The sequence below is a fragment of the Mesorhizobium mediterraneum genome, from assembly GCF_002284565.1.
In the GTDB taxonomy this organism is placed as follows: domain Bacteria; phylum Pseudomonadota; class Alphaproteobacteria; order Rhizobiales; family Rhizobiaceae; genus Mesorhizobium; species Mesorhizobium mediterraneum.
On sequence record NZ_NPKI01000046.1, the window covers coordinates 269570 to 291342 of the forward strand.

General features: G+C 62.1%; 18 protein-coding genes. 10 read left to right on the forward strand and 8 right to left on the reverse strand.

Features of this window, described 5'->3' with window-relative positions:
• Positions 1-177: 177 nt before the first annotated feature.
• The 4 genes from CIT25_RS31905 to CIT25_RS31920 all read left to right on the forward strand — a co-directional run bounded on the left by CIT25_RS31905 (position 178) and on the right by CIT25_RS31920 (position 4986).
• A complete protein-coding gene (locus CIT25_RS31905; RefSeq protein ID WP_095489066.1) occupies positions 178-1650 on the forward strand; it encodes an ABC transporter substrate-binding protein in 1473 nt (490 codons plus the stop codon).
• Positions 1651-1724: 74 nt separating this feature from the next.
• Positions 1725-2861, forward strand: coding sequence for a carbohydrate ABC transporter permease (locus CIT25_RS31910; protein ID WP_158302703.1), 1137 nt, complete (start codon positions 1725-1727; stop codon positions 2859-2861).
• On the forward strand, positions 2858-3904 hold the full coding sequence (locus CIT25_RS31915) for a carbohydrate ABC transporter permease (RefSeq protein WP_095489068.1): 1047 nt from the start codon (positions 2858-2860) through the stop codon (positions 3902-3904). Before CIT25_RS31910 ends, CIT25_RS31915 begins: the two co-directional genes overlap by 4 nt.
• 5 nt (positions 3905-3909) lie before the next feature.
• Positions 3910-4986: an ABC transporter ATP-binding protein gene (locus CIT25_RS31920; RefSeq protein WP_095489069.1), complete on the forward strand. Its 1077-nt coding sequence runs from the start codon at positions 3910-3912 to the stop codon at positions 4984-4986.
• A gap of 6 nt (positions 4987-4992) precedes the next feature.
• Here CIT25_RS31920 and CIT25_RS31925 read toward each other — a convergent pair whose 3' ends face one another.
• The 6 genes from CIT25_RS31925 to CIT25_RS31950 all read right to left on the reverse strand — a co-directional run bounded on the left by CIT25_RS31925 (position 4993) and on the right by CIT25_RS31950 (position 12325).
• Positions 4993-6501: a tripartite tricarboxylate transporter permease gene (locus CIT25_RS31925; RefSeq protein WP_095489246.1), complete on the reverse strand. Its 1509-nt coding sequence runs from the start codon at positions 6499-6501 to the stop codon at positions 4993-4995.
• Positions 6502-6511: 10 nt separating this feature from the next.
• Entirely contained in the window at positions 6512-6985 is a 474-nt protein-coding gene (locus CIT25_RS31930; protein ID WP_095489070.1) for a tripartite tricarboxylate transporter TctB family protein, read from the reverse strand.
• Positions 6986-7064: 79 nt separating this feature from the next.
• Entirely contained in the window at positions 7065-8042 is a 978-nt protein-coding gene (locus tag CIT25_RS31935) for a tripartite tricarboxylate transporter substrate-binding protein (protein WP_095489071.1), read from the reverse strand.
• A 254-nt stretch (positions 8043-8296) separates the two neighbouring features.
• A complete protein-coding gene (uxuA, locus tag CIT25_RS31940) occupies positions 8297-9535 on the reverse strand; it encodes a mannonate dehydratase (RefSeq protein ID WP_095489072.1) in 1239 nt (412 codons plus the stop codon).
• 229 nt (positions 9536-9764) lie between these two features.
• On the reverse strand, positions 9765-10871 hold the full coding sequence (locus CIT25_RS31945; protein WP_095489073.1) for a glycosyltransferase: 1107 nt from the start codon (positions 10869-10871) through the stop codon (positions 9765-9767).
• Positions 10872-10879: 8 nt separating this feature from the next.
• Positions 10880-12325, reverse strand: a complete 1446-nt coding sequence (locus tag CIT25_RS31950) for a GumC family protein (protein ID WP_245330088.1) — start codon at positions 12323-12325, stop codon at positions 10880-10882.
• Between CIT25_RS31950 and CIT25_RS37880 the strand changes: the two genes are divergently transcribed.
• Together CIT25_RS37880 and CIT25_RS31955 are read left to right on the forward strand one after the other, a co-directional pair.
• Positions 12324-12620, forward strand: a complete 297-nt coding sequence (locus CIT25_RS37880; RefSeq protein ID WP_245330089.1) for a hypothetical protein — start codon at positions 12324-12326, stop codon at positions 12618-12620. The two genes, CIT25_RS31950 and CIT25_RS37880, sit on opposite strands and share 2 nt — an antisense overlap.
• A gap of 29 nt (positions 12621-12649) precedes the next feature.
• The gene (locus tag CIT25_RS31955; RefSeq protein WP_245330090.1) at positions 12650-13930 is read left to right on the forward strand and encodes a VpsF family polysaccharide biosynthesis protein; all 1281 of its coding nucleotides are present in this window, start codon (positions 12650-12652) and stop codon (positions 13928-13930) included.
• A gap of 17 nt (positions 13931-13947) precedes the next feature.
• On the opposite strand, the gene CIT25_RS31960 is transcribed toward CIT25_RS31955, so the two are convergent.
• The gene (locus CIT25_RS31960; protein WP_095489075.1) at positions 13948-15327 is read right to left on the reverse strand and encodes a glucosamine inositolphosphorylceramide transferase family protein; all 1380 of its coding nucleotides are present in this window, start codon (positions 15325-15327) and stop codon (positions 13948-13950) included.
• A 263-nt stretch (positions 15328-15590) separates the two neighbouring features.
• Between CIT25_RS31960 and wecB the strand changes: the two genes are divergently transcribed.
• The 3 genes from wecB (at position 15591) to CIT25_RS31975 (ending at position 18875) form a co-directional block, all read left to right on the forward strand.
• The gene (gene wecB, locus CIT25_RS31965) at positions 15591-16745 is read left to right on the forward strand and encodes a non-hydrolyzing UDP-N-acetylglucosamine 2-epimerase (RefSeq protein ID WP_095489076.1); all 1155 of its coding nucleotides are present in this window, start codon (positions 15591-15593) and stop codon (positions 16743-16745) included.
• Complete coding sequence (gene wecC / locus CIT25_RS31970; RefSeq protein WP_095489077.1) at positions 16738-18075, forward strand: UDP-N-acetyl-D-mannosamine dehydrogenase; 1338 nt, start codon at positions 16738-16740, stop codon at positions 18073-18075. The genes wecB and wecC overlap by 8 nt, the downstream gene beginning before the upstream one ends.
• Positions 18076-18161: 86 nt before the next feature.
• Positions 18162-18875 (forward strand): WecB/TagA/CpsF family glycosyltransferase, encoded by a 714-nt coding sequence (locus tag CIT25_RS31975; protein ID WP_245330091.1) that lies wholly within the window; start codon positions 18162-18164, stop codon positions 18873-18875.
• Between the two features lie 105 nt (positions 18876-18980).
• Here the strand turns inward: CIT25_RS31975 and CIT25_RS31980 are convergent, their stop codons facing one another.
• A complete protein-coding gene (locus tag CIT25_RS31980; protein ID WP_095489079.1) occupies positions 18981-20420 on the reverse strand; it encodes a lipopolysaccharide biosynthesis protein in 1440 nt (479 codons plus the stop codon).
• Between the two features lie 152 nt (positions 20421-20572).
• Here CIT25_RS31980 and CIT25_RS31985 point away from each other — a divergent pair, with 152 nt between their 5' ends.
• Complete coding sequence (locus tag CIT25_RS31985) at positions 20573-21691, forward strand: glycosyltransferase family 4 protein (protein ID WP_095489080.1); 1119 nt, start codon at positions 20573-20575, stop codon at positions 21689-21691.
• Positions 21692-21773: the final 82 nt, after the last annotated feature.

Consider the following 21773-nt stretch of genomic DNA (forward strand, 5'->3'; position numbering starts at 1 on the left):
TGGGAAGCCCGGCTGGGCACCTCATCTTCCGTTGCGGCAAGGCACTGGACTCGCTGCACGATGCCGATATTGTACTTGAGGAGCGTTGGTGCCGTGCTCTGGCGACGGCAACCGACGGGGAGATGCCGGCGGCTTGGTTCGCAGGAACAGGTCCCGGTCAATATGGGAGGAAGTCTGATGAGAATTGGGGTCTTTCTGGCCGGCGTTTCGGCTTTTGCCGCGCTGGTTGGCGCACCTGCCTTTGCGCAGGACAAACCGTTTGCGGGCGTTACCGTGAACGTCATTACGCAGACCGGGGCGATTCAGGAGCCGCTACAGAGGCGCGCGCCCGAGTTCGAAGCGCTCACCGGCGCCAAGATCAATGTCATCGCGGTGCCTTTCTCGGATCTCTATCAAAAGATACTCACCGACTGGGCGAGCGGCACCAACTCGGTCGACGCCGGGGTGTTCGCCCCGCAATGGATGGTCGACTACATTGCCGGCGGCTACCTCGAGGACCTGACGCCGCGGGTTGAGGCCGACAAGGACATCCAGCAGGACGATGTGGGCGCGTTCTTCCGAGACTTCTCCGAGAAGTACAGCGGCAAGACCTACATGATCACGCTCGATGGCGACTTCCACATGATGTACTACCGCAAGGACGTGCTGGAAGCCGCCGGCTTGGCGGTGCCGAAGACCTGGGACGAGTATCTCGAGGTCGCCAAGGCCACGCACGGCAAGGACATGAGCGGCGATGGCACGCCGGATTTCGGCTCGTGCATCGCCAAGAAGCGCAACGCGCAGAGCTATTGGTTCGTCACCGATGTGGTCGGCTCGATGACCCAGTCCAAGGGAACCAGCCAGGGCACCTTCTTCAACACCAAGGACATGACGCCGCTCGTCAACAACGACGCCTTCCGCAAGGCGCTCGACTTCCTGTCTGAATCGACCAAATACGGCCCGCCGGACGAGTTGAACCTCGATGTCAGCGATACAAGGCCGCTCTTCGCTTCCGGCCGCTGCGCGCTAAACCTCGACTGGGGTGATGTAGGCACGATCTCGATCGATCCGGCCCAGTCCAAGGTGATGGGCAAATGGGGCGCGGCGATCATGCCCGGATCCAAGGAGGTCCTGAACTGGGACACTGGCAAGCTTGAGGCCTGCACGGCAGAAAACTGCCCGCACGCGATCGACGGCGTGAACCATGCACCCTTCGCAGCTTTTGGCGGCTGGGGCGGCGGCATCAACGCGGCGGCCGATCCGAAGGTAAAGGACGCCGCCTACGCCTACTTCTCGTTCATGACGCAGCCGGCACAGTCGAACGCCGACGTGACCGTCGGCGGCACCGGCTTCAATCCGTATCGCACCTCACAGCTCAGCTACAGCGACCTTTGGAAGAAGGCCAACATGAGCGAGGAGGAGGCCAAAGTGTACCTGGGCGCGATCAACGACAGCATGAGCAGCCCGAACATGATCCTCGACCTGCGCATCCCACAAAATCAGAAATACCAGCAGGTCGTGCTCGACGAAGCGGTCTCGCGCTTCCTTGCCGGCGAAATCGACAAGGAAGCGACGGTTTCGGCGGTCGAGGAAGGCTGGAATGAGCTGAACGACGAGATTGGCAAAGACAAGCAGCTCGATCTTTACAAGGCGACCATCGGCGCCAAATAGCCGGCCAAGCAATCGACCCGGCGTGGCATCGGTCCGCGCCGGGTCTCATGCCTGCCCCACATTCCCGGGTTATGATGACCGCAACCGACACTATGCCAGAAGCTGCCGACCGCCGCAGCTGGGCCGAATGGCTGGACGGTCACTCGGGCCGGATCATGGTGCTGCCAGCCGTCGTCGTGCTTCTCTGCTTCGCGATTTTTCCGCTCATCATCTCGGCCTATCTCGCGCTTTCGCGCTTTGCGCTCGCGCCGGGCGGATTCACGCTGAAATTCATCGGACTTGTAAACTTCCGCAAGCTGCTGGTCGGCTCGCAGCAGTATCACTTGCTCGGCAAATTCGGCACGTTCGGTTTTGTCCAATCCGCTTTGCTGGCGTTGGTCGCGGCAGGGCTGCTTTTTCTTCTCGCCCGCTATCTCTGGCGTGGCAGGCCGACCATCGCCGGCGTGATTGGTCGCCTTCTCGCGACGGCAATGGCTATGGGCCTGGCGGTTCTCGCGCTGGCCACCATGGCACCGGGCGGCGTGCCGGGAACTGTCGTCAACACGCTTCTCTACGTGTTCGTCGGTGTGTCCGTGCAGTTCGCACTGGGGCTGGGCCTCGCGCTCCTCTGCGGCCAGCCAATTCGCGGCAGGAATTTCTTTCGCGTCCTCTTCTTCATCCCGCTGATGGTGACCCCGGTCGGCATCGCCTACACGTTTCGCATGCTCGCTGACATGCAGAAGGGCCCCTTCGCCCCGATCGTGCGCGCTTTCGGCATCAGCGAGTGGTCGTGGGCCACAGAGGCCTGGTCGGCGCGGCTGATGGTGTTGGTCGGCGATACCTGGCAGTGGACGCCGTTCATGTTCATCGTGCTGCTGGCGGCCGTTGAGAACCAGCCGCGCGACCAGGTCGAGGCGGCGCGGCTCGACGGAGCCAACGGCTTCCAGATCTTTCGCGACATTACCTGGCCAGCAATCGCGCCGATTGCCGCTACCGTGGTGCTGATCCGGCTCATCGAGGCTTTCAAGATCATCGACCTGCCGAACGTGCTCACCGGCGGTGGCCCCGGCCTGGCGACAGAATCGATGACGCTCCATTCCTTCATTTCCTGGCGCACCCAGGATCTCGGCGGCTCGGCCGCTGTCGGCTACATGCTTCTCTTCATCTCGACCATCGTATGCGTCTCGTTCTTCAATTTTGTGGTCCGGCCGGCGCGCCGGTTCGAAGCATGAGCGCCGAGCCGCGCTCGCTGGCGCGCCGGCTGTTCGAGCCGGCCTCGATCGACAGCCAGGCGCCGGTCGCCAGGATCGTGACCTATGCGCTGCTGTTCCTGTGGACGCTCGTTGTCGTGATTCCCCTCTACTGGGTATTCATCACGTCCTTCAAGGGGCCTGGGGAGGTCGACAATGGGCCGTTCTATCTCCCGTTCGTCGACTTTGCCCCCTCGCTGCAGGCATGGGACTTCATGCTCGTGCAGAATTACACCCTGCGCCCTTACACGAATTCGGTCGTTGTCGCGGTGGCCAGCACGCTGCTCGCGGTCCTGATCGGCTCGCTGGCGGCCTATGCGCTCGTGCGTATCCGCTTCCAGGTGAAGCTCGCCGCCGTTGCGATCTTCTTGATCCTGCTCACCGCAATCATCGTGGCGGTGGCCACTTTCGGCGTGCAGTGGGAGATCGCCGTTGCCGTGGCAGCCGCTCTCTTCATAATCGCCCTGTTCACGCTCGTTGGACGCACGAGGCTTGCGGTCGGCAACAACGACATTGAATTCTGGATCATCTCGAACCGCATCATGCCGCCGATCGTCGCCGTGTTGCCGATCTATGTGATGTTCCAGCAGATGCGTTTGCTTGACACGCAGCTGGCGCTGATCGTCACCTATACCGCCATCAATCTGCCGATCGTCGTGTGGCTGACGCGCGATTTCTTCGCCGGCATCCCGCTCGACCTTGAAGAGAGCGCACAGATAGACGGGGCCTCTAAGTTCCGCGTTTTCTTCACTATCGCGCTGCCGCTGGTGCGTTCCGGCTTGGTCGCGACCTTCCTGCTGGTGCTAATCCTTGCCTGGAACGAGTATCTGCTGGCCCTCTTCCTTTCCAATGCCGACGCGCAGACCATGCCGGTGCTGGTATCGGCACAGAACACGACCCGCGGTCCGCAATGGTGGAACATGTCGGTGTTGATCACCGTGATGATCGCCCCCGTGATCGTCATCTCCAGCATCCTGCAGAAGCACATCGCGCGCGGGCTGCTGGTTGGCGCAGTGAAGGGCTAGTCAACATGCGGGTCACCCTGTCCGATATCTACAAGTCCTTCGGCGCGATCGAGGTGGTCAAAGGCCTCGACCTGGAGATCCAGGACGGCGAGTTCCTGGTGCTGCTCGGCCCCTCGGGCTGCGGCAAGACGACGGCGCTGCGCATGGTCGCCGGGCTTGAATCGGTGAGTTCCGGCCGCGTCCTCATCGGCGACCGCGACGTCACCCACGTGCTGCCCAAGTATCGCGACGTGGCGATGGTGTTCCAGTCCTACGCGCTCTATCCGCACATGACGGTTGCGGAGAACATCGCATATCCGCTGAAGCTGCGGGGCGTGCCGCGCACAGAGCGCGACGCCTCCGTCCGCGGCGCCGCCGTCAAGGTCCACCTTGAGGAGTTCCTCGACCGCTATCCACGGCAGCTTTCCGGCGGTCAGCGGCAGCGCATCGCGCTTGCCCGCGCCATGGTGCGGCGGCCGAGCGTCTTCCTGATGGACGAGCCGCTCTCCAATCTCGACGCCAAGCTGCGTGGCCACATGCGCTCGGAGTTGAAACGCCTGCAGGCCGACCTGGGCGTGACGACGATCTACGTCACCCACGATCAGATCGAGGCCATGACCTTGGCCCATCGTGTTGCCATCATGAACCGGGGCGTCGTGCAGCAGATCGCGACGCCCCGACAGATCTACGACGATCCGGCGAACCTGTTCGTCGCCGGCTTCATCGGCTCACCGCCGATGAATTTTCTCCAGGGCGAGCTGGTCGAGGGTACCTTCGTGTGTGCGGAAGGGCGATTTGCGACCAGCGTTGCCGAGAGCCGGAAAAAGGTCACTGCCGGCCTTCGGCCCGAGGATTGCCGGGTCACGGGCCCATCGGAGGGCAAGATTGCGGCACGGGTCTACGCTGTGGAACTGATCGGCGATCATACCTTGATCACCTGCCAATTCGGTGGGGCCACCGTAACCGTCAAGGCCGACAAATCGGCGCATTACGATATGGATGAGCCGATCGGCATCACCTTCCAGGACTCCGCCGTCTTTCTGTTCGATTCAGAAACCGGGGGCCGCATCGGCGGCCGGGCCCGTGGAGAGGCGGCCGCGTGACTTTCGCTAATTCTCCTCCACGAACACCTCTTCGCGCTTCTTCTTGACCCCGGGCAGGAAGACGATGACGAGCACGGCGAGCGCGACGAAGAGCAGGCCGGCGCTGATCGGTCTCGTGAGGAAGGTGCTCGGGTCGCCGCGCGAGAGAATCATGGCGCGGCGCAGGTTTTCCTCGAGCAGCGGGCCCAGCACGAAGCCGAGCAGCAGCGGCGCGGGCTCGCAGCGCAGCTTGGTCAGCAGGTAGCCGAGGAAGCCGAAGAACGCGACGGCGTAGAGGTCGTAGATGTTGGTGTTGACGCTGTAAACACCGATCGAGCAGAACGCCATGATGATCGGGAAGAGCACGTAATAGGGAATCGTCAGGAGTTTTACCCAAAGCCCGATCAGTGGCAAGTTCAAGACGATCAGCATCAGATTGCCGATCCACATCGAGGCGATGATGCCCCAAAATAGCGCCGGCTGTTCGATCGCGACATTGGGACCGGGCACGATGCCCTGGATGATCATCGCGCCGATCATCAGCGCCATGACCGGGTTGGCCGGAATGCCGAGCGTCAGCATTGGAATGAAGGAGGTCTGCGCGCCGGCATTGTTGGCCGATTCCGGTCCGGCGACGCCTTCGATGGCGCCCTTGCCGAATTCCCCGGGGTTTTTCGATACGCGCTTTTCGACCGTGTAGGAGGCAAACGCTGCAAGGATCGCGCCGCCTCCCGGCAGGATGCCGAGCGCCGAACCGATGATCGTGCCGCGCACGATGGGCGCCGCCATACGCCGAAAGTCCTCGCGGGTCGGCATAAGGCCGGAGACGCTTCGGATCATCACGGAGCGCTCGTGCTCGTTTTCGAGGTTGCGCAGTATCTCGGCGACGCCGAAGACGCCGACCGCCACCGCGACGAAATTCAGCCCGTCGGCATATTCGCGGATGCCAAGCGTGAAGCGCGGTGTGCCGGTGTAGATGTCGGTGCCGACAATGCCGAGCAGCAGGCCGAGCACGACCATCGCCAGCGCCTTGACAATCGAGCCGTGGGCGAGCGCGACGGACGAGACGAGACCGACGATCATCAGCGAAAAATACTCGGCCGCGCCGAATTGCAGCGCGATCGCCGTCAGCGGCGGAGCGAAGATGGCGACGAGGAACGTCGACACGGTGCCGGCAAAGAACGAGCCTATCGCCGCGATCGCGAGTGCCGCCCCGGCGCGGCCGTTCCTGGCCATCTGGTAGCCGTCGATCGCGGTGACGGCTGACGAGGATTCGCCGGGCATGTTGATGAGGATGGCGGTGGTCGATCCGCCATATTGCGCGCCGTAATAGATGCCGGCGAGCATGATCAGGGAGGAAACCGGGTCGCCGATCTGGAAGGTGATCGGCAACAGCATGGCGATGGTCGCGGTGGCGCCGATACCGGGCAGGACGCCGATCAGCGTGCCGAGAAGGACGCCGATCAGGCAGAAACCGAGGTTTGCCAGCGACGTGGCCGTCGAAAAGCCGAGCGCGAGGTTGTCGAGGAGTTCCATGTTCATCCTCTCACCATACCAGCCATGGAGGCAGCCACGGGCCGAAGCGCCGGAACGGCAGGCCGAGCGCATAGCTGAAGACGAGGAACGCAAACAGCGTCAGGCAAGCGGAGAGCACGAGCGCGGTCAGCGGCCTCATGCGGCCGCTGGCAAAGGATGCGATCAGCGCCGTCAGGAAGATCGAGGGGATGAAGCCGAGGCCGCGCACGGTCAGGCCGAAGAAGATCGGGGCAGGGAGGATGAACAGCATGCCGCGCCAGGCTATATGCCCGATCGGCTCGCTCTCGAAGCGCACCGCTTCGACGAGGATGACGGCGCCAAGCAGGATCAGCACGATCGCCAGGACCAGGGGGAAATAGCCCGGTCCCATGCGGAAGGCAGTGCCGATTTCGAGGCCGAGCGACTGCAGAGCGAAAAATCCGCCAAGAAAGATGAACAGCGCGGCGCATATGCCGTTGGTCGTGTCGATCGTGAAAGGTTTCATGACGTCCTCCCAGGCCCGCCGCGGGGCACGCTGATGCCGGTGTGAAAAACGGGGCGCTGGTGGCGCCCCGTTCAAAACCTTAGTCGGCGTACTGGCCGGCGGCTTCGATGATCGGCTTCCAGCGCGCGATCTCGCTTTCCAGCTTGGCCTTCAGCGCGGCCGGCGTCGCATCTGCGTCGGACGACGGCTTGGTGCCGAGCTCGGCGAAGCGGGCGACGACGTTCGGGTCCTTCAGCGCGACCTGAAGCGATTTCGACAGGCGCTCAGTGACCTCGGCCGGCGTGCCCTTGGGCGCGTAGAGGCCGTGCCAGATACCTACCTGCACCTCCGGGAGACCGGCTTCCGTCGTCGTCGGCAGATCGGGCAGCACATCGAGGCGTTCAGACGAGGTGACGGCGTAGGCCTTGATCGTGCCGCCCTGGATCTGCTTGGTGGTATTGGTTGTCTGGTCGCACATGATGTCGACCTGGCCGCCGAGAAGATCGGTCATGGCCGGGCCCGTGCCCTTGTAGGGCACGGTGACCAGCGGTGTGCCGATCGCGCTCATGAACAGCATGCCGCACAGATGCGAGGCCGCGCCTATGCCGGCATTGGCGACGGTGACGGTATCCTTGTTGGCCTTGGCGTAGTCGACCAGCCCCTTCAGATCGGTCGGCTCGAGGTCCTTGCGGCCGACGATGGTCATCGGCACATCGGTGACGAGGCCGACATATTCGAAGCCGTTCAGCGTGTCGTATGCGAGTTTTCGGTATAGCGTCGCGCTTGTCGCCATGCCGATGTGATGGAGGAGCAGCGTATAGCCGTCGGGATCGGCTTGCGCGACGCGGCCGGCGCCCAGCGTGCCGCCGGCACCGCCGACATTCTCGACGATGATCTGCTGGCCGAGATCCTTAGACATGGCTTCCGCGACGAGACGCGTGACCGTGTCGGTCGGGCCGCCGGCCGAAAACGGCACCACAACGGTGATGGTGCGTTCGGGATAGGTTTGCGCGCCCGCGGCGAACGGATAGAGCGTGACGGCTGCGGCTGCGGCCAGAGCGGCGGCGAACTTTCTCATCGTGATTTCCTCCCAGGATATGAATTCCCCACCGCTGCCTAGAGTTCCTCTCAACACGGCGTGGATGGAGCAATAACTAGTGCAGGCTAGCGGATTGCAATCGGGGTCAAACCGCAAACTGCGATTATGCACAGTCGGAGGCCCGTTGCGGGATGTCCAATGGTCGAAGTCTGATGGCTCCGCGCTTAGCGAATACCGGGCGCGGACCTCTCTGGGCCCTTTCCTCCTGGTCTATTCTAGTGCTCTCTCCGCACTCACCAGGCGGGGGTGGAAGTGGATATCCGCTCGCCCGATGTCGACTTGCGAATGGCATGTTCGACGCCGCGGAGTTCGGCCAATCCTTTTAGCCGACCGATGGCCGGATAGCCGGGCTGGGCCCCACGCGTCAGGTCGTCGAGGATATCCTGGCCATGGTCGGGGCGCATCGGGATGACTGCGTCCGGGCGCCCTTCCTTCTTGCGCCGCGCTTCCTCGTGGAGTAGCGCCGCCACCACCGCCACCATGTCGGTGTCGCCGGCAAGATGCTCATCCTCGTGGAACGAGCAGGGGATGCCGGCCGCTTCCTTGCGCACATTGCGCAAATGCGCGAAGTGGATTTTTGGCCCCATCCGCTCGATCATGCCCGGCAGATCATTATCCGGTCTCGCACCGAGCGATCCCGTGCACAGTGTCGCTCCGTTGGCCGGGCTGTCGACCGCGTCCAGAATGTACCGATAGTCGGCCTCGGTCGACATGACGCGCGGCAGGCCCAGCAGCGGAAACGGCGGATCGTCAGGGTGGCAGCAGAGACGCAGGCCGAGGCGTTCGGCCGTAGGCACGACCTCCGCCAGGAAATCGACGAAGTGCCGGCGCAGGGTTGTTGCGTCGATGCGGTCATAATTTGACAGTTGCGCCGCGAGACCGTCGAGAGACGTGTCTTCGGTCGAGCCGGGCAGGCCGGAATTGACGCTTCTTGCCAGAACCTTGCGTGCAAAATCATCCATCTGCGCGTGTCGCCGCTCCGCCTCGGAGGCGATCTCCGGCGTGTAATCGCCGAGCGCCCCTTGGCGCTTCAGGATATGGATGTCGAATGCGGCGAAGTCGACCAGATCGAAGCGCATGGTGGTGCCGCCATGCGGCAGGCGCCAGGCGAGGTCGGTGCGGGTCCAGTCGAGCACGGGCATGAAATTGTAGCAGATGACCGAAATGCCGGCCTGCGCCAAGTTTTCCAGCGATGTCCTGTAGTTGGCTATATGGCTGCGCCACTCGCCGACCTGCGTCTTGATCGCTTCGGAAACCGGCAGGCTCTCGACGATCTCCCAGTTCAGATCGCTTGCGCTTCCATCCGGCAAAGATGCGACTTCGCGCTGGCGGTTTTGGATTTCGGCGGGCAGCCAGACGGCGCCGTAAGGAACGTGGTGAAGGGCTGAGACGATGCCTTGCGCACCAGCCTGACGCGCGTCCGCGATCGTCACCTTGTCGACTGGGCCGAACCAACGCCACACATGTCTCATTCGAATACTCCGTTAGAAAAGAATCGCCATGCGGCTAGCGACCGCGTTTCCCGTCGCGGTGACCGATCCGCTGCTCCTCTTTCATCGGCTGTTATCAGATTCCGATGCGTCTGACACCCTTCCTGCTCGGGCCTGTGCCGGCCAACGGCGATGCACCGATGCTGACCGGTCGACACGAATGGCGATGCCGGCATTGACCTGCATCAAAGAGCGTCAGCGAAATTCCTGGCTAGAGCAGCGCTTCGTATAGATCGCCGATCTTTTCAACTTCGAAATCCGCTGCCCTGCTCTTCAGGAGGGCAGAAGAAGTGGGGTGGCCCAGCATTTCGGCCATCGCCTTAGCCAGCGCCGCGGCATCGCCGACCGGCACCAAGGCGCCGAAACGCCCGTCATCCAGAATCTCGCGCGGGCCATGCGGCGCATCCGTGGAGACTACGGGGACACCTGCAGCCATGGCCTCGACCAGCACATTGCCAAAGCCCTCGCTCGTCGAGGAAAGAACGAACAGATCGGCTGCGGCATAACAGGCCGCGGGATCATTGACGTAGCCAGCAAAGAGCACATCCGCGCCTATGCCGAGTTCTTGGGCATAAGCGCGCAACTCGTCGGCCAGTGGACCTTCACCGAAGATGGCAAGTCGAACGCGGCGGCCGGCGCGCAGGATAGCGAAGGCCTGCAGCAAAGTCCGATGATCCTTGACCGGCACCAGGCGCCCAGCGGTGGCGATGACCGGGCCATCGCCCATCGCCGCCAGCTTTGCCTGCCAGGCATAGGAATCTTCCTGGGGCGCCGCAGCCGGCGGCAGCGGGTTGTTGATGACGACAACCTTGGATTTGGGGAAGCCGCGGGCCGCAATATCGCGGCCGACGCCCACTGAGACGGCGATGGCTTTGGTTGCGCGCGCTGCAACCAGCGCGGAAAGCCAGACCGCTATTCTCGCGCCGAGGCTGCCGGAAGGCAGTGAGGCTGCCGCGTGGAAGCTCGGAAAGAACCTCGCTCGGCTTCGCGCCAGGAGAAGCGCCAGCGTCACGACCAGATTGGCAAATTCCGGGGCGCTATAGACCGCATGGGGACCAAGGCGGTTGAACAAACGTGCGCTTCGCACGATACCTTTCAGCGTCTCCCACTTGCCGTAGCCCTCGCCCCGGATAGGAAGGTCGAAATCGACCAGGTGCACGGCGGGGGAGCACAGCGCGGCGTTAGGTCCTTCCGCGTTCCAGGTAAAGAGTGTGACATCGTGCCCACGCGACGCCAGTTCGTTTGCCATGAGGACGAAGACACGCTCGGCGCCGCCGCCCCTGAGGCTGGCAATATGAAAAACAATGCGCTTCGCCATGCCTGGATTCAGGCTTGGCTGACGCCAATGCCTGGTCGGTTCGGCGGCTGGCGCATGTCGCGCACAATGCCCATGGCTAAGGCGAGCAGCATGCCTAGAGCAAAGCCAGCGAAAGCCCCCAGGCCTGCCATCAGGGGGGTGCGGGGCGGCCACGAGCGCCCGTTTGGCGGCACTGCGGTGGAAATCACCTGCACGTTCGTGGTGTCGATCTGCTCGCGCTCGGTGATTTGGCGCGCGCGAGACAGGAAGCTTTCATAGATCGTCCTCCTTGAGGCGGCGTCCCGTTCAAGCTCACGTAGGGCGACCTGGGACTCGCTGTCGGTGAAAACATTGCTCTTCAGATCGTTCATCTTGGCGCTGAGGGAAGCCAATGAGGCGTTGGCCTTATCCAGGTTGGCTTTTGCCGTGCCGACCGTGCGGGCGAACTCTGCCCTAAGTTGAGAACTGACGGTTTCGAATTCTGTCCTGAGCCTGACAATCGTCGGGTGGCGCGGACCAAAGGTCATGGACTGTGAATCGATTTGCTGCCGCAGGCCGTTTGCCTTGTCGCGCAGCGCTGCGAGTGCTGCCGAATCCGCGGGGTCAGGATTGGCTCCATTGACACCAGAGGCAATCAAGGCGTCGTAACTTGCCTGCGCAGCGATGACGCGCGATTGCGCCTCTCCAATTTCGCTATTGAGCTGCGTCATCGTTTGCGAACTGACGAGCTGGCCATTGCTGGAGGACAGGTTGTGGGCGCGCCTGTAGCTCTCGACCTTCTCTTCGGCCGCTTGCACGTCGCGCTTGAGTTGGCCGAGCCGGCCGTCAAGAGCAGCTGCGGCACGGCTGGCACCAGCAGCTTCGGCCTTGGCCAGTTCTTCCTGGAAAGCTTTCACTATGGCTTGCGAGATCAGTATCGCCTTGCTGGTGGTTTCCGCCGATACCGAGAGGGTCGTGACGAACGACGTTTCATCTGCAGTGACATCGACCCGCTCAGCCAGGCTCTTCTGGGCGATAAGCTTCGGATCGGACTTGCCGCCACTCGCTCCAACACCAGACGTGGAGGCATTCTGGTCCGGGTCGAAAAACTCCGGATCGTTGGCTAGACCGAGTTCGTCCACCACACGTGCAAGCACGTTGCCCGAGGTCAAGATGCGCTGCTTGCTGCGCGCGTTGAGAATTTGGCTATCGACCTGGCCCGGTTGCGAGTAGAGGTCGTTTTCCACAACCTGCAAATTGGCAGGATTGATGAGGATTTCCGTTGCAACGGTATAACGCTGTTTGCTCAGCAGCCCATAGGCGGCGCCGATGACGCCGCCGGCCACTGCCAGCATGCAGGCCACGACGAGCCCGGCACGCAGCCAGACAAACAGGCGTCGAAAATCGAGCTCAAGGAAATCGCCGATCTTATCAAGCGTCACCGTCGGGACAGGCTCGGGCGTGTGCGGAGTGACAGGGGCGGAGGTGCGTGCCATGACTGGGGCATCCTGTTGCAGCCTTGCCCTGCTGGCGCGCCGCGCATTGGCGATCCGCTCGAGTGCGCTGATGTCGGAATCCGCCACAGAGGGAAGGGGTGTGTCGGAAGCGGCGGACATGGTGCTAACTCTGGTTATTCGCTATGCGGGCCAGCACTACAGAAAGATCGTTAACATCTCATTTTCCAAGTTGGCATATTTTGCCTATTCACGCGCCGCGGCCGTTCGGCGGTCCCTTGAATGGATCTCGTTGGTCAGAATGCCGTTTGAATACCGCCACTTGGATGGGACATGAGCTATCCCGCTGCCGCTTCGGAACGATTGATGTCCAGCCAGGCGCGCCGTCAGAACGCGCTGTCGGTTCTGTTTTTCCTATGCGCGGCGTTTGCGTTCCTGCTCCGCCTCACGGTGTCACCGCAGATTATGAACATGGTCGTCGACTATACGGCCGACGGTGGCTCATTCTACGAGAAACTGCATTTCGGCACCTATGCTATCTTTCTGCTGCTTCCTATCGTTCTTTTCAGCCGACCGTTCCTGCTGCAGGGCGACGAAATTGGAATATTCAAGGCTTTAATGCTCTATTCTGCGCTGATGTTCGCGCTGGTGCCGTATCTGTTCATCACCGGCCGTGCGGGCTCCTCCGGGTTCATCATCGATACTTATCTGGTGGCGGGCGCCGCAGGCCTGTTGATGCTGGCCTTGAACGCGGAAGTGCGGCGGGCGTTGGGCGACGTCGTGCTTGGAATGGTGATCCTCAGCGCTGTGCTCGGCACGATCGAAGCGGTGACTCAACATCGATTTATGCCTTACGGTCTCAACGAACTGCAATTCAGGCCAATCGGCCTATCGGCGCACCCGCTGGCACTAGGCGCGCTCTGCGCCACAGCCATCGGATTCGTACCGCTGACGCGCTGGCGCATATGGGTGCGGGTGGCATCGATTCTCGTGTTGCTCGTCGGTTGTGCTGCGTCAGGCGCCCGCGCCGCCCTGATGCTCGCTGCCGGAGAAACCCTCATTCTGCTGATGTTCGTGCCTTGGCCGCGCCTGACGCTCAAGCACCAGCGGCAGGCCAAGTCCGTCGTGCTGCTGTTCGCCCTGGCGGGCGGCGCAGCGCTGGTGGCCATACTGTTTTCGGGCGGGCTGCTGAATCGATTCGGCAACACGATCTTTGACGAGAATTTCATGGCGCGGGTGACGATCTACCAGATATTCGGACTTGTTAGCTGGAAAGACATCCTGTTTGGCATGAACGTCGACGCCCTCCTGGCGATCGTCAACGAGAAGCTGCATCTGCCCTATATCGAGAGCGCGCCGGTGGTCATCATCATGCTCTTCGGCTTGCCGATAGCCGTGCTCTTTATCGTGCTGGTATTCTGGTTCATTTTTCGGCTGCTGCGCGCGGCGCCACTGCCGGCATGGATCGGCACCATGACGTTCCTGCTTGCTGCGCTGTCGAACAACGCGCTCTCGTCAAAAGCGCCGGATATCACGACTATCGTGGTGTTGCTGCTCGCCTATAGAAACGTGCCGTATAGAAATCAGCCGAAGAGCACATCTTCGACCGCTGTTGCATCCGAGCCGAAACTGGATCGGCTTGGATAAGGCAGGCTCCAGACGCGTCAGCCGGCGCTATCCACAACCTCGACATTGCCGGCGCGGTTAAGCGTGTGAATGCCGGCGCGGGCCCATGCCGGCCCCGGGCCGATCGGGTGGGGCGGCGCAAAACGGACATCGAAATCGTCAAGCCGATCCAGCCGCATCAACCCCAGGCCGCCGCCATAGGCTCTCGACCCGTTTTGTACCGGCAGCACCGGGGCGTCACCCCAGCGGATAAAGGCGCCACCGGGTCGAGCGGCCGAGTGATCGACGGCGACGGGGTTGAGCGCATGTCCAATCCACGGCCCGCGCAGCGAGGGCGCGGAATAGACCGTCATCGTATCCGACGCGCTGCCATAACCGAACCGCTCTGTCCCGAACAGCCAGAAGCGCCCATCCGATTCGAGCAGCGTCGCGTCATTGAAATCCTTGTCCGTCATCAGCACGGTGTCGCGTACCCAGCGATCTGGAAACTGCGCGGCACGGTAGAGCACGAGCTCGCGCGCCGCTCCACTTTCAGGGATCATGAAAATCTCGCCGGCGTGAGCGAACACCTGCGGATACGACAGATGGTGCGCTTCCTCCAACACAACCCTCGGCGCACCGAAGGTGCCGTCGTCACCCAGCTCGGCGACAGAAATCACGCCGCGACCGGTGGCATAGGGAAATTCCTCGACAAACAGATAGTGGCGGCCATCCCGCTCGATGACGAATGGATCGGCGTAGAATCGCTGGCCGTCGTCCGGGAGGACGGTGAACGGCGTGCCGTCGAGTTGCCCGGTTTCGGCGACACCTGGCCCGTCGATCAGCCGATAGGCAACCTGCCAATAGAAGGGGCGCCGTCCAAGTCTCAGTTTTTGCACGGCGCGATCGATCAACCCCCTGCAGAAAAAGGGCAGATAGTGCCGGACAAAACCGCCATTCCTCAGGATCGGCGCCGGGCTATCGGCGATTGGCACAAGTTCGCCCGCGGAAAAACGGGCGGCGCTTTGCGCAACCAACGAGATGGCCCCAGCCAGCAGATCGTTGCAGCTGCGAGACAGCCAGAGACGGTCGCTGAGCATCGGTCGCCCCCGGGCGACTGTGACGCCATCGAGGCGAACGGCAAGTTCGGGCAATCGCCCGCTTGCCAGCATTTCGGTCATACCAGCGGGGAAGGTGCTGTGGCCGCAAAATTCGAGCGTCAGAACCGGCGTGCCGAGTCGTGCGGCAGTGCCGGTGAGATCGATCACGAGGTCGGCTGGACCGGAACCGCCAGACGGCAACGGGTCGGAGGGGCTTGCCAACGAGGGTCCGAAGCGCCGGCTCTCGACCTCCAGCACAATGTCCAGCCCGCGAGCGATCGGCGCAGGCGTCGGCGCGCGGCAGCTCGAAACCACGTGGCCAGCTGCGTTCAACCGCACCAGAAGCTCATTTTCCCAGCGCCGAGATCCAACGATGTGGTCGATAATTAAAATATTAGTCAATCGAATATGTTCTTTTTCAAGACTACTCTGCCAGGATACCTATCGGGTTAGGCTTTCATAAGAGTTACCGGGGAGAACGCAGGCTTGGCTGTTAATCATATATTAAGATTTAAGGTCACGAAGGCGGCTTCTGCCGCTATTATAGCTCTTGTGGCGAATAATCAGCAGGTCGCGACGCCTTCTGGCGACCAGGATCAGCAATGAACGTCCTTTCACATCCAAAACTGCCGTCCAGGCAAAAACTGCTGATCGTGTTCGGCACGAGGCCGGAGGCGCTCAAATGCTTTCCGGTGGTGCGTGCCGCGCTTGCCCATCCAGGTTTTATTACCGAGACGTGCATCACCGGCCAGCATCGCGAGATGGTCGACCAGGTCATCGAACTGACTGGCCTGCCGGTGCATCACGATCTCAACATCATGCAGCCCGGCCAGACATTGTTCGACGTGACCTCGCGCGTGCTGCTGGGCATGGCCGAAGTGCTGGAGAAGGCGAAGCCCGATATCGTCCTGGTGCAAGGCGACACGACCACGGCGATGACTGCGGCTCTGGCTGCCTTCTACAAGCGCATCCCGGTCGCCCATATCGAGGCGGGATTGCGCAGCCACGACATCAACTCTCCCTTTCCGGAGGAGCTGAACCGCAAGATTGCCGGCGATATCGCGACGTGGCATTTCGCGCCGACCATCCAGGCGCGCGACAATCTCATCGCCGAAGGAAAGGACGCTAGCACCATCTTCGTGACCGGCAACACGGTGATCGACACGCTGTTGCATTTTTCAAGCGCGATCGATGGCGACAGGCTGATGAGCGCGAAGCTCGCAGGCCATTTCCCCTTCCTAGACCCTGCCAAGAAAATGATCCTCGTCACCGGTCATCGGCGCGAGAATTTCGACGGCGGCATCCACCGCATCTGCACGGCGTTGAAGCGATTGGCGGCACGGGGAGACGTGCAGATCGTCTACCCCGTCCATCCAAATCCCAATGTGCGCTCGGTGGTCAACGCAGAGCTGGACGGCGTGCCGAACATCCATCTGGTCGACCCGCAGGATTATCTGCCATTCCTGTACCTGCAGAAGCAGAGCTATCTGGTGCTGACCGACAGCGGCGGCGTGCAGGAAGAAGCGCCTTCGCTCGGCAAGCCGGTGCTGGTGATGCGCGAAAACACCGAGCGACCCGAGGGGATCGCGGCCGGTACCGCCCGTCTCGTCGGCACCGATATCGAAAAAATCCTGTCCAATGCCAACAGCCTGCTCGACGATCAGGCCGCCTATCGCGGCATGGCGGAACGACACAACCCATATGGCGATGGCCGGGCCAGCAACCGGATCGTTGAGGAACTGCTGCATCATGGCTGAGATCAAGACCGTTTCCGTTATCGGCATGGGCTATATCGGCCTGCCGACCTGTGCCATCTTCGCCAGTCGTGGGCTCGACGTCATTGGCGTCGACGTCAACGAGGCCGTGGTCGAGAAGGTCAATCGCGGCGAAATCCACATCGTCGAGCCGGACCTTGATGGTTTGATCCAGAAGGTTGTGGCCAACGGCAAGCTCAGGGCTTTCAGCACGCCGCAGCCGGCGGACGCCTTTATCATCGCCGTGCCGACCCCGATGACCGAGGACCACAAGCCGGATGTGAGCTATGTGCTCGCGGCAGCACGAAGCATCGCCTCCGTGCTGAAGCGGGGAGACCTTGTGGTGCTGGAATCGACATCGCCGGTCGGCACGACGCGCATCATGACGGCACTGCTTTCCGAGCTGCGGCCCGATCTCAAATTTCCTCTCGTGCATGGCGAAGAGGCCGATGTCCTGGTCGCCTATTCGCCCGAGCGCGTGTTGCCGGGAAAGGTCCTTACCGAGCTGATCAACAACGATCGCTCGATCGGAGGACTGTCGCGCAAGTCGTCGGAACGGACTGCGGCACTCTATTCAACCTTTGTTGCCGGCGACCTGTTCACGACCAAGGCCGAAAGCGCGGAACTGGTGAAGCTGACCGAGAACGCGTTCCGCGACGTCAATATCGCCTTTGCCAACGAGCTTGCGGCGGTGTGCCAGGATCTATCGCTCAACGTCTGGGAGGTGATCGATCTCGCCAACCGGCATCCCCGCGTGAACATCCTCCAGCCGAGCCCGGGCGTTGGTGGCCACTGCATTGCGGTCGATCCGTATTTCATCATCGACGCCGCGCCTAACAGCACGCGGCTGATGGCTTCGGCACGCCGGATCAATTCCGAGCGTCCCTTGTCGGTGGTCAGGGATATCGAAGCCCTGCTCGACCCGTCCCGCAAGCAGACGATCGCCTGTCTTGGCCTCAGCTTCAAGGCCAATATCGACGACATGCGCGAGAGCCCGGCTGTCGAGGTGGTGAAGCTTTTGTCAGATATTCCCAACCTGAAGATCATCGCGGCTGAGCCCAACACACATAGGCTGCCGCATGAGCTCGAGGGCAAGGGCATCGTCTTCACCGATGCGCTTTCCGCCATCGACCAGTGCGATATCGTCGTCCTGCTGGTCGACCATCGGCAGTTCAATCTGGTTGATCCCGAAGCGCTCAAGGACAAGAAGCTCATCGACACGCGGGGTCTGTGGACCTGGCGCAAGGCACGCAAGCCCGACGCCCGCATCGAAGGCAAGAAATCAGCGATCGAGCATCTGGCACTTCCCGCAGGTGCAGAGGAGGCCGCATGAACGCGCACGACCCAGGATGGGCGCAGCATCGCCTGTTGGCGTCGCGTCGCCGGGAATTTCTCGGCGCCCCGATCCATGCGCTGACCATGGCCGAGACGCTGGCCATCGCCGATGAGGCGATGACCCTGCGGCGGCCGCTGCATCATGTGGTCGTGAACGTCGCCAAGCTTGTCAGCATGCGCAACAATACCGAGCTGCGGGAGGATGTTGCGACGGCGGATGTGATCAACGTCGACGGCAAGGGTGTGCTTTGGGGCGCGCGTCTTTGCGGTGTGGCGCTACCGGAGCGGGTAGCCGGCGTCGACATCATGATCAATCTGTTGAGCCTCTGCGCCAAGCGCGGCTTCAGGCCCTTCCTCCTGGGTGCCGAGCAATCCGTTCTCGATGCGGTTGGAAGGCGGCTTGCGAAGGATCATCCGAGCCTCGTCGTCGCCGGTATTCGCAATGGCTATTTCAAACCGGAAGACGAGGCCGGCATCGTCGAGGCGATCAACGCCTCGGGTGCCGACTGCCTGTTGGTGGCCATGCCGACGCCGCGCAAGGAGCGCTTTCTCAAACGCCATCGAGACGAACTCACTCCGAGTTTCGTCATGGGCGTGGGCGGCAGTTTCGACGTCTATGGCGGCAAGGTCGCCCGGGCGCCGAAGCTGATTCAAGCGGCCGGTCTCGAGTGGTTGTTTCGCGTGGCACAGGAGCCGCGACGCTTGTGGCGCCGCTATTATGATACCAACACTGCCTACGTGGGGCTGCTATGCCGGGAGTTCTGGGACCGTCGGGGGCGCCGAAAGGTCGATCTGTAAGCACCGGTTACCCCAAAAAATAGGGCACCGGCCCTGGGCTACAGCACCGGTCCGAAATCGGAACCACTTTTCCAGGACTACGATACGACGCGCGCCGTCGCAGGTTTATGCGAGTCGTAGCCGCGCCCGCAACTTAGCTGCGAATAGCATTGCGGCGGCGGGATAAAACAGCCACGTCAGCCCGAAGAAAACCACTGCGCCAGCGGTGCCGCCCGCGGCGAGCGAGAAGATGGCCGGCGCATCGCCGAGTACAGCGCTGGCAAGGCTGGCGGCCAGCCCCGTGCAGAGCGAGATGACGATCGAAATGCCGATGTCGCGCCATGGCACCGGCACCGGCGTCAGCCGTTCGCTGATGATGATGCAGGCAACAAGGCCGACCAGCGATCCGCCCGCCAGCGCCAAAGCAGCACCGACCTCCGCCATCGGCGGGATCAACAGCACAGACAGTGCGATTGTCGCCACCGAGCCGAAGGAATTGGCGATGATCAGCAGCCACGGCCGCTTGTGCGCGTGCACCACTGTGCCATAGACGAAGCTCGCGAGGTTGGCACACAGCACGCTGAAGGCGATGATCGGAAAGAGCAGGCCGAAACGGCCGTGATATTGCGGGGGCAGCAGGAGCTGCGTGATGTCGCTGCTGAGTGCGACCAGCATCGCTGCGACCGGCAGGCAAAGGCGGATCATCAAGGCCATCAATTGCGATAGCAGCCGGCCCGATGCCGCAGGCCCGTCGTCGTCGAACCGGCTGACCACCTCGGGAAAGGCGCCCATGTTGATCGAGTTGGCGACCATGTCGATCGGCTGACGGGCCAGTGCATAGGCCGCGGCGAAGATCGCCACGGCGCCGGCATCGTAATAGATCTTGAGGAATACGCGCTCTGCGCTGTGCAGGCCGAAGCCAACCAGCGCCATGATGACCAGGGGCACACCGAGGACGAAGAACTCCTTTTGGGTGAAGCGTGGCGGACCGGCAACGACACGTCGCGATGCCATTATGCCCGCCACGATGCCGGCGATTAAAACGCCGAGGCTCGAGCCGAGCGATACCGTCAGAAAGGAATCCTGAAACAGGACGACGGCGCCTATCGGCAGCGCGAGTTGCAGCACGGCGCGCAGGAACTCAAGCATCGAATAGACCGAATGACGCTGCTGCATCTGCAGCACCGTCAACGCGAAGCGGCCGATGGAACCGGCAATCAGGTAGCTGCAGACGGCGATCGCGAACTCGACCCAGCGCTCCGGCACGACCACTGCCGAGGCGACCACGGATATAATCAGCGCCAGCGCTGTGCTGGCAAGCAACACCCGCCCGGCCAGCATCAGGCTGCCGCGGCTGATGTCGCCTTTGCCGCCAAGCCTGAGTAACGCTATGCGCAGCCAGTTGGTAACGGCAACGTCGGTCATTTCGCCGACGGTCACCACCAGGGTCAGCAGGCCATACTCGGTCTGGTCGATCAACCGCGTCACGATGACCAGCAGGAGCAGCGCGGAGATCCGCGTCAGCAGGATCGCCGGGGCATAGATGAGCGTGGAGCGGAGCAGCAAAGGGTTTTCCCCGGAAATTCACCCTCGATTAACCGTCGACCGGCGGAAAATCCAGCGCGATGACGGCAAAGGGTGAACAGATTCAGTTTGAACTAACGGATTTGTCGTAAACCTAGTTTGAAACCTTTGCTTTGTAGTTCCGAAATGGAGTCATGTTGCAGCGTCTGGTTCACAATCGAAAAGTGCATGTCCTTGTCGCAACGCCCTCGGGCGTTTCGGGGCAGGGAGGCATCGACCGCATCATGGGGGCGCTGAAGCACGAGTTCGAGCGGCAGGAGATCGCCGACATCGATGTACGCTTCCTTGCCAGCCGCGGCCCGGGGCATGTCGGGCTTTCGATCTTCTACATGTTCGACTTTTGCTTGCGGATGCTCGCGGCGCGTTTGGCCAAGCGTGCCGATGTCATCCACATCAATATATCAGTCTCCGGCAGCACCTATCGCAAGATGGTGATCGCCGCCTGCGCACGGCTGCTGTCGATACCTTATGTCCTGCATTTGCACGGGGCGCAGTATGAGACATTCTGGAAAGACGATCGTGGTTTCATGAGCCGCCGCATCGAAGCTCTGTTCGAGCATGCCGGTCGGGTGATCGTCTTGGGCGGGCTTTGGCGCGACTTCGTCGCCAGCCGGGCACCGGGGGCGGCCGGCAATATTGTCATCGTTCCCAATGCCACCGCGGTTCCCACCTTGGCGCATGTCGGCGGCGGCGGCGATGCGCATATCCTGTTCCTTGGTCGCATCGGCGACCGCAAGGGCGTGCCGCAATTGATCGATGCGCTGCACCGGATGAAACCGATCGAGGGTTGGCGCGCCACGATCGCCGGCGATGGCGACGTCGAGGCGGCGCGGATGAGAACGGCCGAACTGAGCCTTGCCGAGCGCGTTACCTTTCCTGGCTGGGTCGGGCCTGACGAGGTCGCATCGCTGATCGCTTCGGCGGACATTCTGGTGCTGCCCTCCTTTGCCGAAAACCTGCCGGTCTCGGTCATCGAAGGCATGGCCGCAGGCCTCGCAGTGGTGACGACGCCTGTCGGCGCCGTGGAGGATATCATCACCAACGAGCAATCCGGATTGCTGGTGCCGCCCGGCGATGTTGCGGCGTTGACCGATGCGCTGACACGGCTGGTCGAAAATCCGGCATTGAGAGCCAGGCTTGGTGCTGCCGCGATGGCCGTGCATCGGGAACGGCTTGATCTCGCACCGTTTGTCGGCGCGATTTGCGACGTCTGGAGGTCGGTGGCGTTAAAGGCTCAATCGGTCAAGCACTGACGCTGTCGTATGCATGGACGCTTAGCGTGCGCGCCATGCTTGCGGAAGGTGACCTTGTGACGAGCTGCTGAGGGTTGAGCGC